Genomic DNA, 16,536 nt, shown 5'->3' with positions numbered 1-16,536 from the left:
CACGTGGGCACGCCCGGGAGCCGCGCGGGGTCCGGTCCGTTGCTGCGATCGGGCCCGGTCAACCGGCCCGGTCATTCAAAGCCGCGGCGGACGCCCCGCCCCGCGGGCAGAGGCGTCCGTCGCGGGCCGTCGTCAGCCCGCGGGGTCGCGCGCCAGGGCGACCAGCGCGGCGAGCTCTTCGGGATCGAACTGCGCGAGCTGGGCGTCCATGATCTCCTGCGCGAAGTCCTTGAGCACGGGCCAGGTGAAGAGGTCGCGCAGGGCGAGCTCCACCCCCAGTTCCCGCCGCACCCGCGACACCACGCGCACCGCCGACAGCGAGTGCCCGCCCAGCGCGAAGAAGTCGTCCTGGCGGCCCACCCGGTCCACGCGCAGCACCTCCGCCCAGATCTCGGCCACCGCCTCCTCCGTCTCGTCCGCGGGCGCCTCGTACTCCCGCACCGCGTACGCACCGCCGTCCGGATCCGGAAGCGCCGCGCGGTCCAGCTTGATGCTGGGGGTGAGCGGAAAGCGCTCCATCCGCACGAACGCGGCGGGAACCATGTAGTCCGGAAGCCGCTCGCCCAGGTGGGCCCGCAACGCCGCCGGGTCCAGCGACGGATCGCCCGTGTACCAGGCGATCAGCCGGTTCTCGCCGCTGGCGTCGGCACGGGACAGCACCGCCGCCTCGTTCACCCCGGGGTGTTCGCGAAGGCGCGCCTCCACTTCGCCCAGCTCGATGCGGAAGCCGCGGATCTTGACCTGGAAGTCGTTGCGCCCCAGGAACTCAATCATCCCGTTGGGCAGCCACTGCCCCAGGTCGCCCGTGCGGTACAGGCGCGCCCCCGGCTCCGCCGCGAACGGATCGGGGACAAAGCGCTCGGCCGTGAGCGCCGGGCGCTCCAGGTAACCGCGGCACACGCTGTCGCCGCCGATGTACATCTCGCCCGCGACGCCCACGGGTACGGGGTTGCCCAGCGCGTCCAGCAGGTACACCCGCGAGTTGGCGGTCGGCCGCCCGATGGGCACCACCCGGTGCGCGAGTTCCGGCCCCAGGTTGGGGGCCATCATCGCCGTGGCCGCCTCGGACGGGCCGTACAGGTGGTGCAGCGTCGTCCCCGGCAGGCGCTCCAGGAACCGGAGCAGGCCGGTGCCGGAGAAGGATTCGCCGCCCACCAGCATCTGCCGCAGCCCCGCGGCCAGATCGATGCTCGGATGCTCCAGCATCACCATCAGCAGAGAACCGTTGAGGTTCACCATGGTGATGCCGCCGTCGTGAATGGCGTGCAGCAGGTAGTCCGGATCCTTGTGACCGCCGGGGCGCGCCATCACCACCCGCGCGCCCACGCTCCACGGCAGAAAGAGTTCGCGGATGTGCCCGTCGAAGCTGAGCGAGGTCTTGCACAGCACCACGTCGTCCGCGCCCAGGTTCCACGCCCGCGCGCCCCACGCCAGCCGGTTCACCAGGCAGCCGTGGTGGTTCATCACCCCCTTGGGCCTGCCGGTCGATCCGGAGGTGTAGATGACGTAAACGAGGTGGCCGGGATGGACATCCGCCCGCGCCGGGTTGGTGTCTGGCCGGTCCGCCCAGGCATCCGCGTCCGTTTCCAGGCGGATGACGGGAATCCCGGTCTCGCCCATCAGCCCCGCCACCAGCGCCTCGGGGACGCCGGATGCCAGCACCGCGGCGGGATTGCTGTCCTCCACCATGAAGCGCAGCCGGTCCGCCGGATAGTCCGGGTCCAGCGGCACGTACGCGCCGCCGGCCTTGAGCACGGCCAGCAGCCCCACCGCCATCTCCATCCCCCGCTCCGTGCACACGCCCACCAGCACGTCGGGCCCCACGCCCAGCCCGATCAGGTGGTGGGCCAGGCGGTTGGCGCGGGCGTTCAGCTCGGCGTAGGTGAGCGTCCCGTCCGCCCCGGTGACCGCCACCACGTCCGGCGTGCGCTCCACCTGCGCCTCGAACAGCTGGTGTACGCACGCCTCGCGCGGGAACGGCGCACCGGTGGCGTTCCACTCCACCACCACCCGCGCCCGCTCCTCCGCCGGCAGCACCTCAATGCTCCCCACCGGCCGCCCGGGCGCGCGCTCCAGCGCCTCCACCAGCCCCTCCAGCGCGGTGTGCATCATGGCGCACACCCGGCCCGCCTCGCCCTGCGCCCGGATCTTGGCCGTGAGACCCATGGCGCCGCCCAGGTCGTCCACGTTCAGCGTGAGCGGGTAGTTGGACCGCTCCTCCGCCCGCAGCCGCCGCACCCCGTCCTGTGGCGCGTCCACCCCGGCCGCTGCCGAGCCTGAGGGGGTCGCCGCCGCGCTGTGGCGGTAGTTCAGCAGCGAGGTAAAGAGCGGGGCCGGTGCCTCCACGCCGCTGCACCGCTGCGCCAGCGACAGCGGGGCGTGCTCGTGGCGCAGCAGCCGCGTGAGCAGCGCGTGCGTCTGCCGCACGGCCGCCTCCGCCCCCGTGCTCCCCAGCCGCACCCGGATCGGGAGCGTGTTGATGAACGGCCCCATCATCCGCTCGGCGTTCTCCCCGCCCGTCATGCGGCCCAGCAGCAGCGTGCCGAACACCACGTCATCGCGCCCCGACACGCGGGCCAGCACCTGCGCCCACGCCACGTGGCACAGCGTGGCCGCGCTCACCCCCAGCGCCCGCGCACGCCGCCGCAGCCGGGCCGCCAGCCCCGCCTCCACCCACATCCGCCCCACGTCCATTCCGGACCCGTCGCCGCGCGCGTCCCGCAGCCCGAACGGCGCCGTGGGCTCGTCCACGTCGCCCAGCATCTCCGCGAAGAACGCCCGGTGCTCCTCGCCGCTCACCCCCAGCTGCGCCTGCGCCACCAGGTTGCGGAACGGCACCGGCGCGGGCAGCAGGTGCGCGCGCCCGGCCAGGTGCGCATCGATCTCCGTCTGCATCACTTCCAGCGTCGTGTGGTCGCTGATCAGGTGGTGACGCAGGATCATCAGCAGCCAGCGCCCGCCCGCCGCGTCATGGGCCACGTGGGCCCGCATCAGCGGGGCGTGCCGCACGTCGATCCTGTGGTGCCGCGGATCAAACCGCGCGTACAGCCGCTCCGCCGCGTTCCCGTCCGCCGCGTCCCCGTCAATCGCGTCCCCGTCCGCCGGATCAAGCTCCACCTCGTCCACCACGAGCCGGGCCTCGCGCCACACCACCTGCACCGGCTCGCGCACTCCCTCCCACACCACGGCCGTGCGCAGGACGTCGTGCCGGTCCATCACCGCCTGCAGCGCGCCCAGGTAGCGGTCCAGCTCGGCCCGGCTCCCGTAGCTGTACAGCGTGGCCAGCAGGTACGGATCGCCCTCGGTGGTCATCAGGTGGTGGAACAGGATTCCCTCCTGCAGCGGCGCCAGCGGGTAGATGTCCTGTACGTTCCCCGCCCCGCCCTCCACGCCCGCCACCACCGCGTCGATCTCCGCCTGCTCCAGCGACACCAGCGGCAGCATCTCCGGCACGATGCGGGTGCACCCGGCCGGGATCGCGTTGGCCGGCACCGCCACCTCGGCGGACTCGCCCCCCACTTCCGCCGCCAGCGCGGCCAGCGTGGGCGCGGTGAACACCGCCCGCACCTCGGCGTGCAGCCCACGCTGCCGCATGCGCGCGATCACCCGCACCACCAGCAGCGAGTGCCCGCCCAGCTCAAAGAAGCCGTCGTGCCGCCCCACCCGCTCCACGCCCAGCACCTCGGCCCAGATCTCCGCCAGCGCCGTTTCCGTCTCACCCACGGGCGCCTCGTACTCCCGCGACGCGTACGCGTCCCCCTCGGGCGCGGGGAGCGCGGGGCGGTCCAGCTTGCCGTTGGGCGAAAGCGGAAGCCGCTCCAGCCGCACGTACGCCCCGGGCACCATGTACTCCGGCAGCGTCTGCCCCAGGTGCGCCCGCAGCACCTCCGCGCCCGCCGTCTCGTCGGCCACCACGTACGCCACCAGCCGCCGGTCGCCCGGCGCGTCCTCGCGCACCAGCACCACGGCCTCGCGCACGCCCGGGTGCTCCCGCAGCCGCGCCTCGATCTCGCCCGGCTCAATGCGGAAGCCGCGCACCTTGACCTGAAAGTCCGTCCGCCCCAGGTACGCGATGGTCCCGTCCGGCAGCCACCGCGACAGGTCGCCCGTGCGGTACATGCGCGCGCCCGCCTGGCCGGAGAACGGGTCGGGGACGAAGCGCTCCGCCGTCATTGCCGGACGGTCCAGGTAGCCGCGGCCCACCCCGTCGCCCCCGATGCACAGCTCGCCCGCCACCCCCGCCGGCACCGGCTCGCCCGCCCGGTCCAGCAGGTAGGCGCGCGCGTTGGGCATGGGCCGGCCGATGGGCACCGGGCCGTTCATCTCCTCCGCCACCCGCACCGGTCCCGCCACCGCCGTGGCGGCCTCGGACGGGCCGTAGCGGTTGTACAGCGTGGCCCGCGGAAGCCGCTCGTACAGGCGCCGCACCAGCGCGGGCGGAAGCGCCTCACCGCCGCACGGCACGCGCACCAGCGACGTGCACTCCTCCACCCCCGGCTCTTCCAGAAACAGCTGCAGCGACGAAGGGACGAAGCTGGCCGTCCCGATCCCGTAGCGCCGGATCAGTTCCACCAGGTACGCCGGATCGCGGTGGCCGTCCGGGCGCGTCATCACCACGCGGGCGCCCAGCATCAGCGGCCAGAACAGCTCGTACGCCGAAACGTCGAAGCTGAGCGACGCGTTCTGCAGCACCGACTCGCCCGCCGCGAGCTGCCAGCGGAGCTGGATGCCCGCGATGCGGTTGACCACGTTGCGGTGGATGTTCATCACCCCCTTGGGGCGGCCCGTGGAGCCCGAGGTGTAGATCACGTACACCAGGTGGTCCGGCCCCACGCCCACGCCCTCCGGGTTGGTGTCCGGCAGCGCCGACCACCGATCCGCGTCCGCGTCCACGGCGAGCACGGGAACGTCCATTCCGCCCAGCCGCACCGCGAGCGACGCGTTGGCCAGCAGCACGGCCGGACGACTGTCCTCCAGCATGGTCCGCAGCCGCTCGTCGGGCAGGTCGGGGTCCAGCGCCACGTACGCGCCGCCGGCCTTGAGGATGCCCAGCAGGCCGACCAGCAGCTCCAGGCTGCGCTCCACGCAGATCGCCACCCGCACGTCCGGTCCCACGCCCAGCGCGCGGAGGTGGTGCGCCAAGCGGTTGGCCCGCGCGTTCAGCTCCGCATAGGTCAGGCTCTCGCCCTCCCAGACCACCGCCTCGGCGTCCGGCGTGCGCTCCGCCTGCTGCTCGAACAGCTCATGGACGCAGGCGTCGCGCGGGTAGTCCGCCTCCGTCCGGTTCCACTCGTTCACCAGCCGGGAGCGCTCGTCCGCGGACAGCAGCGCCAGCCGGTCCACGCTCACACGATCGTCGGCGGCCATCTCCTGGAGCACGCGCCGCAGGTAGCCCGCCCACCGCTCCACCGTTTCCTGATCGAAGAGCGCCGTCGCGTACGTCACGCTTCCCACGATCCGGTCTTCCGTCGCACGCAGCGCCAGCGACAGGTCCACCTTGGCCTGCACCTGCGAGGAAGGCGCGCCCACCCGGCCGACCTGGAGCCCGGGGAGCGAAAGACCGCCGCCGCGCTGCATGTCCTGCCAGGTGAACATCGCCTGGAACAGCGGGGCGTGCGACAGGCTGCGCGCCGGATCCACCCGCTCCACCACCTGCTCAAAGGGGATGTCCTGGTGGTGCTGCGCGCCCAGGGCCCGCTCCTTTACCCGCGCCAGCAGCTGCGCCACCGTGGGCCCGTCGGACAGCTCCACGCGCAGCGCCAGCGTGTTGACGAAGAAGCCGATCAGCCCCTCGATCTCCCGCCGCCCGCGGTTGGCCGCCGGCGTGCCGATCACCACGTCGCCCCGCCCCGCGAGCCGGCTCAGCACCACGGCCCATCCGGCGAGGAGGGTGATGAACAGCGTGGTCCCATGCCGCCGCGACAGTGCCTTGAGCGCCGCCGTCAGCTCCTCGTCCAGATCCACCACCAGCAGCGCCCCCGCGTGGTCCACCTGCGCGGGCCGCGGATGGTCCGTGGGCAGCTCCAGCAGTTCCGGCGCGCCGCCCAGCGTCTGGGCCCAGTAGTCTCCCTGCGCCCGCAGCACGTCGCCCTCCACCCAGCGCCGCTGCCACGCCGCGTAGTCCGCGTACTGAACCGGCAGCTCGGGAAGGTGCGCCTCCGCGCCCCGCGCATGGGCGGCATACAGGGTGGCGAGCTCGTCAAACAGCACGCCCATGGACCAGCCGTCGCTGACGATGTGGTGCATCGTCATCAGCAGCACGTGGTCGTCGTCGGCCAGGCGGATGAGCGCTCCGCGGATGAGCGGCCCGTGCTCCAGGTCGAACGGCGCATCCGCCTCTTCGGCCAGCCGCAGGTCCAGTTCGGCGTCGGACCCGCGCAGGGCCAGGTCGTGCTCCACCAGCGCGAAGCGGGACGACGACGCCGGCGCGATCCGCTGCTCCGGAACGCCATCCACCTCGGTGAATGTCGTGCGCAGCGCCTCGTGCCGCGCCACGATCCCGTCCAGCGCGCGAACCAGGGCCTCGCGGTCCAGCGCGCCCCGCAGCCGCAGCGGCGCCTGGACGTGGTACGTGCCGCCCAGGTTGCCCAGCTGCTCCAGGAACCACAGCCGCTGCTGCGCGAACGACAGCGCCAGCCGGCCCTCCCGCGATGCGGGCTCGATGGGCGGCAGCTCGGAGTGCGCCGCCGCTTCCAGCTCCCGCGCAAAATCCGCCAGCACGGGGAGGGCAAACAGCTCGCGCAGCGCGATCTCCGCCCCCAGCACCTGCCGCACCCGCGAAATCACCCGCACGGCAAGCAGCGAGTGGCCGCCCAGCTCAAAGAAGTCGTCGAAACGGCTCACCCGGTCCACGCCCAGCACGTCCGCCCAGATTTCCGCCAGCGCTTCTTCCGTTTCCCCGGCCGGCGCCTCGTAGCCGCGCCGCGCAAAGGCGTCGTCCTCAGGAGCCGGGAGCGCCTTGCGGTCCAGCTTGCCGTTGGGGGTGAGCGGCATCTGCTCCAGCCGCACGAACGCAGCGGGAACCATGTACGCCGGCAGCCGCTCGCCCAGGTGCGCACGCAGCGCCTCCGCTCCGGCCGTCTCGTCGCCGACCACGTAGGCGATCAGGCGCGTTTCTCCCGACGACTCCTCCCGCGCCACCACCACCGCCTCCCGCACGCCGCCGTGCTCCGCCAGCCGGGCCTCGATCTCGCCCGGATCGATGCGGAAGCCGCGCACCTTGACCTGGTGGTCCACCCGGCCCACGAACTCCAGCGTCCCGTCCGCCGTCCACCGGCACAGGTCGCCGGTGCGGTACAGCCGCGCACCGGGCTCGCCGCCGTACGGGTCGGCCACGAACCGCTCCGCCGTCTGGTCCGGCCGTCCCAGGTAGCCCCGCGCCACCTGCACGCCCCCGATGTACAGCTCGCCCGCCACCCCGAAAGGCGCGGGCTCGCCGCGGGCGTCCAGCACGTAGACGCGCGTGTTCGCGATCGGCCGGCCGATGCCCGGCGTTTCCGCCGTTTCCACCAGCCCCGACGTGGCCACCACAGTCGTTTCGGTGGGACCGTAGTTGTTCACCAGCTGGAAGGGAACGGGACCCTCGGGCACCCGCCGCAGCCGGTCGCCGCCCACCAGCAGCGTCCTGGGCCCGCCCTCCGGCACCCCGCGGCTGAAGGCGTACTCGGCCATGGGGGTGGGAAGGAAGCTCACGTCCAGCGCCTGCCCGTCCCACCAGTCCAGGATCGCCTCGGGGTCCACGCGGTCGCGGCCGGGCATGGCCAGCACGCCGCCGCCGGCCAGCGTGGGCCAGATCTCCCACGCCGCCGCGTCAAAGCCCAGGCTGGCCACGCTCGATGACCGGCTCCCCGGCCCCACGCCGAACGCCTCGCGGTGCCAGTGCACCAGGTTCACCAGGCTGGCGTGCGCCACCATCACGCCCTTTGGACGCCCGGTGGAGCCGGAGGTGTAGATGACGTACGCCAGGTGGGCCGGCGTCAGGCCGCCGCGCTCCGGGTCCGTGGCGGGCTGGTCCGCCCACGCCGGCGCGGCCGCGTCCAGCTCCAGCACCGGCGCGTCCGTGCTCCCGGCCCGGTCCCGCAGGCCCCGCTGGGTGAGCACCGCCGCCGGCGCGCTGTCGGACAGCAGGTACGCCAGCCGCTCCGCGGGATAGGCGGGGTCCATGGGCACGTACGCCCCGCCCGCCTTGAGCACGCCCAGCAGCGCCACCATCAGCTCCGGGCTGCGCTCCATGCACACCGCCACGCGCGCGTCCGGACTCACGCCCAAGGCGCGAAGGTGGTGCGCCAGGCGGTTGGCCCGCGCGTTCAGCTCGCCGTACGTCAGCTGCTCGCCCTCGCACACCACCGCCACCGCGTCCGGCGCCTCCGCCGCGCGGGCCTGAAAGAGCTCGTGGATGCACACGCCGGCGGGATAGTCCGCCTCCGTCTGGTTCCACCCGCGCAGCACCTGGGCGCGCTCGGCTTCCGGAAGCACCTCGATGCTCCCCACCGCGCGTCCCGGCGCCGTCTCCAGGGCCTGCACCAGCCCTTCCAGCGCCCGGTGCATGAAGCCGCAGACCCGCTCCGGATCCAGCGACGCGTGCATCACCTGGCCCTTGAGCCGGAAGCCCTCGCCCAGGTCGTCCACCGACAGCGCCAGCGGATAGTTGGTCCGCTCCTCGGCGTAGATCATCCGGGTCACGTCCGCCGCGGGGGCCGGCGTGGCGTGCGCGCCCGTCTTTCTGGCGCTGTGCCGGTAGTTCAGCAGCGTGGTGAACAGCGGCGCGGGCGCCTCCACGCGGCTGCACCGCTGCGCCAGGGCCAGCGAGGCGTGCTCGTGGCGCAGCAGCCCGGCCAGCACCGTCTGCGCCTGCCGCACCGCCGTTTCCGCCCCCACGGCGCCCAGGCGGACGCGGATGGGGAGCGTGTTGATGAACGGCCCCATCACCCGGGCCGTCCCCTCGCCGCCGTGCATGCGGCCGAACAGAAGCGTGCCGAACACCACGTCGTCGCGCCCGGAGGCCCGCCCCAGCACCTGCGCCCACGCCACGTGAAAGACGCTCGCCGCGCTCACCCCCAGCGCCCGCGCGCGTTCCCGCAGCCGCGCCGCCAGCGGGGCGTCCACCTCCAGCCGCGCCTCGCGCATGGCCGATCCGTCGCCGCGCACGTCCAGCACGCCGAACGGCGCCGTCGGCTCCTCCACGTCGCCCAGCATCTGCGCAAAGAACGCGTGGTGCTCCTCCGGGCTCACCCCGGTGCGCGCCTGCGCCACGAAGTCGCGGAACGGAAGCGCCGCGGGAAGCGTGTCCGCGCGCCCCGCCAGGTGCGCCTCGATCTCCGACTGCAGCACCTCCAGCGTGGCGTGGTCGCTGATCAGGTGGTGGCGCAGCAGCAGAAGCAGCCAGCGGCCGTTGGCCGCGTCGGCGGCCACGTGGGCGCGGATCAGCGGGGCCCGCCGCACGTCCATGCGGTGGTGGCGCGGATCGAAGCGCGCGTACAGCTGCGCGCCCGCGTCGCCGCCCGCCGGGTCCAGCTGCACCTCTTCCACCTCCAGGCGCGCCTTCTTCCACACCACCTGCAGCGGCTCCGCCAGCCCCTCCCACACCACGGCCGTGCGCAGGATGTCGTGCCGGTCCATCACCGACTGCAGCGCGCCCAGGTACCCGTCCAGGTCGGCCCGGCTCTCAAAGCCGTGCAGCGTCCCCAGCAGGTACGGATCGCCCTCCGTGGTCATCAGGTGATGAAAGAGGATGCCCTCCTGCAGCGGCGCCAGCGGATACACGTCCTGCACGTTGTCCGCGCCGCCCGGCACCCCCGCCGCGATCGCCTCGTTCTCCGCCTCTGTCAGCTCCACCAGCGGGGGCCGCGGCGGCGCCACCATGGCCGCCGCGTACCCGCCCGACCGCACCAGCTCGCGCAGCGCCGGCTTGTGCGCCCGCAGCGCGTCCACCAGCGGCGCGTCCAGCGCGCGCTTCATGGAACGCACGAGCAGCTCGTCCCCCTCGCAGGCGAGGACGATTCCGCGGTCGCGCAGCTGGTCCAGAAGCTCGGAAATGCTCATGTGCGGGGGTGCCGAAATCACACCCGGCGCGGGACTCAGCTCGTTCGTGGCAGTCGACATGGCACTTCAGGCGCAAGCGGTCGGGAAGGGTGGGTTCCGCGATGACACGGCAACCAGCAGAAATGACAAGTCCGGCCGGCGCTCGCGGTGCGTGGAGCGCTCGCCGTTCTCGCGGGTCCGCATCAGGCGTACGGGACTCCGCGGCTCGCCGCTGAACACCGCGGGCGACCCCTCATTCTCCGGCGGAAAACAATCATCAGGGAAGGCGTTGAGTATACACCCCCGACCGCCGTATTTCAAGTGACGGAACCCCGTCAGAAATCGATATTCTGGTGCTGCTTGCGTCCTTCGGGGGATGGCGGAAACGGGCCGCCCGGCCACCCGCGGCGAGCAGCAGGCCCGCCAGATTTTCCACATCCAAGGCGTAAAACGAGCGCCCGGAACGGGGCCGCCACGCTGTCTCTCTTTCGCCGGTTTCCGCCGGAGGCCGGCCCCGCCCGCGAGCGCGTCCGGCGCCTCGTTCAGCACCGGATTCCGCTCCCGCCGTCGCCCGGTGCCGGCCGGGTCGCCGACCCTCCAGAACTTGTCGCCGGCCCCCGGCCGCTGACCTTGTGCCCGAGCGGCTTTCGGGCGCGCTCCTTGGAGGCGCGAGCGTCCACGGACCACGGCTCGAAGCAGGCGCGCGGCTCGCCCATGCGCCGAGCCCCCCTGCCGCGCGGGGCGGCAGGGGGGCTCGGGGACGGACGGCCGTGTCCAGCGGCGGGCGTCAGGCCGCGGATGCCGCCAGGCTGGCCGGCTCCGCCGCGCGTTCGGGGTCCTGCGTGGCGTCGATCAGGGCCTTGATGGCGCGCAGGGCGGCCCGCATGCGGTCCATGCTTTCCGTGCCGATGCCCACGCGGATGTGGCCGTCGCACGACTTGCCGTATCCCACGCCCGGCACCGCCACCACCCTGCTTTCCGACAGCAGGCGCATGCAGAACGCCTCGGAGCCCAGGGTGGAGCCGTCCAGGCTGACGAAGAAGTAGAAGGTGGCGCTGCCGTCCATGTGGCGCAGCCCGATCTCGTCCATGTACAGGGCCAGCTCGGCGCGCTTCGCCACCACGTCGCGGATCTGCGGCTTGGTGACCTCCAGAATGTCGTAGAAGTGCCGCTCCAGGTACTGCTCCAGGATCGTGGCCGGGCACGTCATCAGGTGCTGGCTGATCTTCAGCAGCTGCTCCATCACCTTGGCGTTGGAGATCAGGTAGCCGATGCGCCACCCCGAGAGCCCCCACCCCTTGGACATCGTGTTGCAGATGATGGTGTGCTCCTTCTCCGGGTCGTCCAGCCCGGCCGAAACGAACGGCTCGGTGGAGACGAAGTCGCTGTACGCCTCGTCGGAGATGAGGTAGATGCCGCGCTCCCGGGCCACCTCGTGCAGGTACTTCAGCTCCTCACGCGTGTACACGCGGCCCGTGGGGTTCTGCGGCGAGCAGATGACGATGGCGCGCGTGCGCGGCGTCACCCAGTTGCCCAGCTCCGTCACCGGCACGTCCAGCGGAACCATGACGGGGTTGGCGTGGCACAGCCGGGCCTGCTCGCTGTAGCTCACCCACGCCGGCTCCGGCACCACCACCTCGTCGCCCGGCTCCAGCAGCGTCATGAAGCTCATGTGCACGCCCAGCTTGGAGCCGGCCGTGACGATGATCTCGCTGGCCGCGTCCACCGGCACCCCGTACTGGCCGTCGTAGTACGCCGCCAGCTTCTTGCGCAGCCCGGGAAGCCCGCGCGAGTCCGAGTAGTGGTACAGCGAGGGGAACGGGAGCGTGTCGAACGGCTGCAGCGGAATGTCGAAGTACGCTTCGCCGAACGAGCAGATGGTCACATCCTCACCCGCCGCCTTCAGAGCGTTGCCGTAGCCGTTGAACCGAATCGACATCGCCGTGGCCACGTCTTCTACATATTTCGCGTGCCGGGCCATTGCTTCTCCTTGGTGATTTTGCAGAACCATCGGGTAAGAACCGCACGAGCACCTCGTTGTGCTGCGCGGGGCGGAACAGCGGCGGTCAGAGCGTGAGCCTGGCGCCCGACGCCACGAACCGCTGGAATCCCGCCTCGTCGCCGGCGGCCGCGGCCATGCGGCGCACCGCCTCCTCCAGGTCCGCTTCGGAGGTGGCGGTCGAGATCCTCAGAAAATGCTGGCCTTCACTGCCGTGCCTGCTGAACGAGCGCCGGTCCACCGTGGCCACGCGGTGCTCGTGCAGCAGAAACAGCTGAAAGAGCGTGGCGGGGCTCGTGTTGCCCCGCACCTCTTCCGGCAGGCGCGCGTGGGCCTCCAGCGCGCCCAGCCGCTCCAGCGCCCCGCCCACGTTGGGAAAGGCGTAGAACGCCCCCTTGGGCATGTGGCAGCGGAACTCGGGAACCGCGTTCAGCCCGGCCACCACCAGGTCGCGCCGCCGCTGAAACCCCTTCACCATCTCCTGGATGGCGGGAATGCTCAGCGGCGAGGTCAGCGCCTCCACCGCCGCCCACTGGTTGTACGGCGGAATGGACGCGAAGTGGTTGATGGAAAGCCGCCGGGCCACCTGCGCCTCGCGCACCGTGGGGTACACCGCCCACCCCACGCGCCCGCCGGTCCACGCGTACGTCTTGCTGCACCCGGACGACAGGATGGTGCGGCTTTCCATCCCCGGAATGGAGGCGATGGAAACGTGCTCGTGCCCGTCGAAGTTGATGGCCTCGTACGACTCGTCGGAAAAGACGCGCGCGTGCGGGCCCGTCCGCTCCAGGATCAGCTCCGCCAGGTCCTCCAGCTGCGCGCGGGTCGCCACGCTCCCCGTGGGGTTGGACGGAAAGTTCAGAAAGATGAGCGCCGTGCGCTCCCCCAGCAGCGGCTCGAACACCTCGCGCGTCAGGCCGAACCCGTCTTGCTCGCGCAGCACCGCCGGCACGGGCACGGAGCCGAAGTACGGGATGAAGGACTCGTACAGCGGGTAGCCGGGCGAGGGATACACGACCTCGTCCCCCGCCTCCACGTAGGCCAGGTGCGCAAAGCCGATGGCGGGACGGTGCCCGGGGTACACCACCACGCGGTCCGGGTCGATGTCCATCCGGTGCCGCTCGCTCAGCGACTCCGCCACGGCGCGGCGCAGCTCCACGATCCCCTCGGGCGCGCAGTACGTGGTAAGCCCGCGGTCCACCGCGCTCTTCAGCGCGTCGGCGATGTGCTGGGGAAGCGGATAGTCCGGCTGGCCGATGTTGCAGCGGATCACCCGTTCGCCCAGCGCCTCCACCTCCGCGACCCGCGCGCCCAGGTTGAACGCCTCCTCCGTCCCGATGCGGCCCGCGCGCTCGGTGAACAGCCCGGACCGGGGCGTAAAGGCCGGGATGTTCAGCTCCGGCTGCGCCAGCCGGGGCGCGGAGGGGAGGACGTGGACCATGCTTGAATCCTGTGGCGTAAAGGGCGGGCCGGCGTTCTCCGGGGCCGTTGGAGCGGCGTTCCGGCGAACCGGGGCGAAACCCGCTGGGGGATGCACTCCCGCTCGCACCAGCGGTGCGAGCGGTCCCGCGTTCATGGGTGCGGCCGGGTGGGGCTTGGAAGTAGTGGCGGATGGAGACGGGTGAATCCGGCGCGGCGCCGGGCTGGTGGCGAAAGTCGCGATTCCCGGGTCCGCCGGGGCCGAACGCCCTTCCGCGGATCACACCGGCGCGTCGTCCGCGCGGACGTCATCACCGCGGGCGGAGGATGCGCGAGCGCCCGTATCAGGCCACCGCATCCGCCGGAACGAACGCCGCCAGCTCCCTTTCCGCGACGCCGCGGCCATGCGTGTCGTCCGGTGGCCGCTTCCCGGCGCTGGTGTCGCCGCGGACGATCGGCGGCTCCCTTGGAATCGACCAGGAGAAACGCCGGATGCGCGGAGTCCCGTTCGGGTTCTCCGCTCCCGCGAGCCGGTCCTGCCCGCCGCATTCCGAGCGCGGGGGGCGGGTCAGTGGGTGGCGGCCAGCGGCGGGTGAATGCCGCGGACGGGAACTCCCTGCGCGGCCACCAGCGCCGCCTGCATCCCGCGGATGAGCGCGGGATAGGCATCGAACGCCAGGCGTGCCTCGTCCAGATCCAGCCGCTCGCGGTTGGTGTGCGCCAGCGCCTCGCGTCCCGGCGCGAACCCGATGGTGGGCACGCCGTGCGTCCCGCAGCTGTGCCCGCCGTCCGTGCCGAACTTCCACGGGCGGATCTCCGGCGTCCGCCCCAGCACCTCGCGCAGCGTCTCCGCCGCCGCAACCACCAGCGGGTGGTCGTCTTCCATCAGGAAGCCGGGCGTGAAGTTGCTGTTTTCTTCTTCGTAGCCCGTCCACGCCTGAAAGCGCGCTCGGCCGGGAAGCACCTCCACGCGCATTCCCTCCACCTCGGGCACGCGGGCGGCGACGGCGTCGCGGATCTGCTCCAGCGCGGCGGCCTCGTCCCACCCCGGAAGCACCCGCCAGTCGAGCGTGACGCGCACGCGGTCCGGCACCACGTTGCCGCTGCGCGGCCACACCTCGATGACGGTGGGCGTCAGCGTGGCCGCGCCCAGCACCGGGTGCGACGGCTGCGCGTCGGACAGGTCGCGGACGGCCAGCAGCACGTGCGGAAGGAGGTCGTTGGGGTTGCGGCCGCGCTCCGGCGTGCTGGCGTGGGCGGCGACGCCGTGGATCTCCACGGCCAGCTCCGCGTGCCCGCGGTGGCCCGTGCACAGGTCCAGCCCCGTGGCCTCGCCCAGGATGACGGCGCCGGGGCGGATGCCGGAGGTGTCCATGAAGTGCATCATCCCCCATCCGCCCTTCTCCTCGTACACGGAGAACACGCAGAGCAGGTCGCCCTCCGGCCGGTCCTCCACGAACCGGGCGGCCGCGTACAGCTGAAGCGCCAGCGGGCCCTTGAGGTCCATGGCGCCCCGGCCGTGCAGAAAGCCGTCCTCCACCACGCCGCGGTACGGCGGATGCTCCCACGCCGCCGGGTCGCCCACGTCCACCACGTCCATGTGGGAGCAGAGAAGCACGCTTGGCGCCCCGCTCGTGCCCGTGATGCGGCCGATGGCGTTGCCCGCGTTGTCCATGTACGCCTCGTCGAAGCCGAGCATCTTCAGCTCGTCCACGATGCGCCTGGCCGCCGCTTCTTCCTCGCCGGGAAGCGAGGGGATGCGGATGAGGTCCGCGGCAAACTGGATGCACCGCTCGAACGACAGGTCCCGCGCCGGCGCATCCTCCTCCGGGGAGGGCAGCGTCATCTCCGGAAGCCGCACGTCAGAGTCTCCCGCCGACAGCGCCGGCCCATGCCAGAGTTTTCGTCTCGCGCCGCCGTCTCCACAGGCGGTCCGCACTGCGTGGCGCTCCGCCGCCCCGCATCTCCGCGAAGGCGCGGCGGAGCCGCAGAAATAACCCGTAACGACATTTTATTCGGTACTGGATGAGGATAGCCGCGTCGATCCGTTCCGTCAAGGCATGCTTCCCCATTCCGCCGCCCGCATTCAACACCTTTCCCGCGCGGCGCCCGCTGCCCGGCGGATGCCGGGCGCCGGGAGGTCCGCGGCCGCGGGCCGGGGGCGCTCCGAACGCGCTCGGCACTCACGGACCGGCCGCTCGTCTTCTGCCCGCAAGTACCCGCGGAGCCGCTGTCCAGATCGGCTGCCCGGGCGGGAAACGGGTCCGCGCGCGCCCTGAGCGGTCCGGCTGGCGGGTCCCGGTGAAGGCCCGCCGGACCGGGCTTGGCAGCCGCGGCGAGGCACCGTGAGCGGGCGCAATGAGTGACGCGATCGAGCGGTGCGCGCGAAAAATACGCTATTGCGTAAAGAGAGCGCCTTGAAATGGAAATTCCGGAAACCGGAACTGATTGTTTACGAAGTGGATACGCAGGAACTGCTTGATCCGCACGGGGATGCGGTGCACCGCAGGTGGAGGCATGCCGCACGTCACAATGGCGCGATGATTCCAAGCGGCCATTCACATGCTCGAATGCGCACATGACGCACGATCGCCCGTATCACGCCACCGCGAGCCGCACCGTGCCGCCGCCTCCATCCTCCCTCCCGGCGCACGGCGTCATCCGCGGAAGACTGCGGCCGGAGACACCGCCATGCCGGGCAACCCGTCCGGATCGGCCGCCTCGCCGGCCGGCCGCACCGCGTCGGAGATCGGCCGCGTCTCGGCTAAGCGCGCCAGCCGGTTGTGATGCCGTGTCATCGCGAGGGTCAGAACGCAAAGAGGCCCCGCAACGTTGACCGTTGCGGGGCCTCTATCCATCTCAGTAGCAGGGGGGGGACTCGAACCCCCGACCTTACGATTATGAGCCGTTGAAGCAGCATAAAGCTGGCTCTAGTCAGTGGTCCACGAGTCGGAGGCCGAGGCATTTCGCAGGTGCGCGCTGAAATCTGTCCCGTCCCTACGGATTCGCACAAAGGAGCGCTGGAGGGCGCAGATAAGCGCCAAGCACTGTTTCTAACACTGCTTTTCCCAAAATTTTGAGCGGATCGAGACGATCGA

Annotated in this window: 4 protein-coding genes; all 4 read right to left on the bottom strand. The window is 72.0% G+C overall.

Annotated elements, in window-relative coordinates:
- Window positions 1-132: 132 nt before the first annotated feature.
- Entirely contained in the window at window positions 133-10,041 is a 9,909-nt protein-coding gene (locus tag HNQ61_RS10090; protein ID WP_183685622.1) for a non-ribosomal peptide synthetase, read from the bottom strand.
- A 766-nt stretch (window positions 10,042-10,807) separates the two neighbouring features.
- The gene (locus HNQ61_RS10085; protein WP_170035820.1) at window positions 10,808-12,001 is read right to left on the bottom strand and encodes a pyridoxal phosphate-dependent aminotransferase; all 1,194 of its coding nucleotides are present in this window, start codon (window positions 11,999-12,001) and stop codon (window positions 10,808-10,810) included.
- An 85-nt stretch (window positions 12,002-12,086) separates the two neighbouring features.
- On the bottom strand, window positions 12,087-13,460 hold the full coding sequence (locus HNQ61_RS10080) for a pyridoxal phosphate-dependent aminotransferase (protein ID WP_170035819.1): 1,374 nt from the start codon (window positions 13,458-13,460) through the stop codon (window positions 12,087-12,089).
- Window positions 13,461-14,006: 546 nt separating this feature from the next.
- On the bottom strand, window positions 14,007-15,299 hold the full coding sequence (locus HNQ61_RS10075; RefSeq protein ID WP_184430729.1) for a M20/M25/M40 family metallo-hydrolase: 1,293 nt from the start codon (window positions 15,297-15,299) through the stop codon (window positions 14,007-14,009).
- Between the last annotated feature and the right edge of the window lie 1,237 nt (window positions 15,300-16,536).

Origin of the sequence: Longimicrobium terrae, from assembly GCF_014202995.1 — a bacterium.
GTDB classification, from domain to species: domain Bacteria; phylum Gemmatimonadota; class Gemmatimonadetes; order Longimicrobiales; family Longimicrobiaceae; genus Longimicrobium; species Longimicrobium terrae.
Note: the sequence above shows the minus strand (reverse complement) of the source record. Positions and strands in the feature narration are given on the sequence as shown.

Bases quoted from the DNA above. Each gene is read 5' to 3' on its own strand.
- HNQ61_RS10080 (WP_170035819.1), bottom strand. From the start codon at position 13,460: ATGGTCCACGTCCTCCCCTCCGCGCCCCGGCTGGCGCAGCCGGAGCTG.
- HNQ61_RS10090 (WP_183685622.1), bottom strand. From the start codon at position 10,041: ATGAGCATTTCCGAGCTTCTGGACCAGCTGCGCGACCGCGGAATCGTC.
- HNQ61_RS10085 (WP_170035820.1), bottom strand. From the start codon at position 12,001: ATGGCCCGGCACGCGAAATATGTAGAAGACGTGGCCACGGCGATGTCG.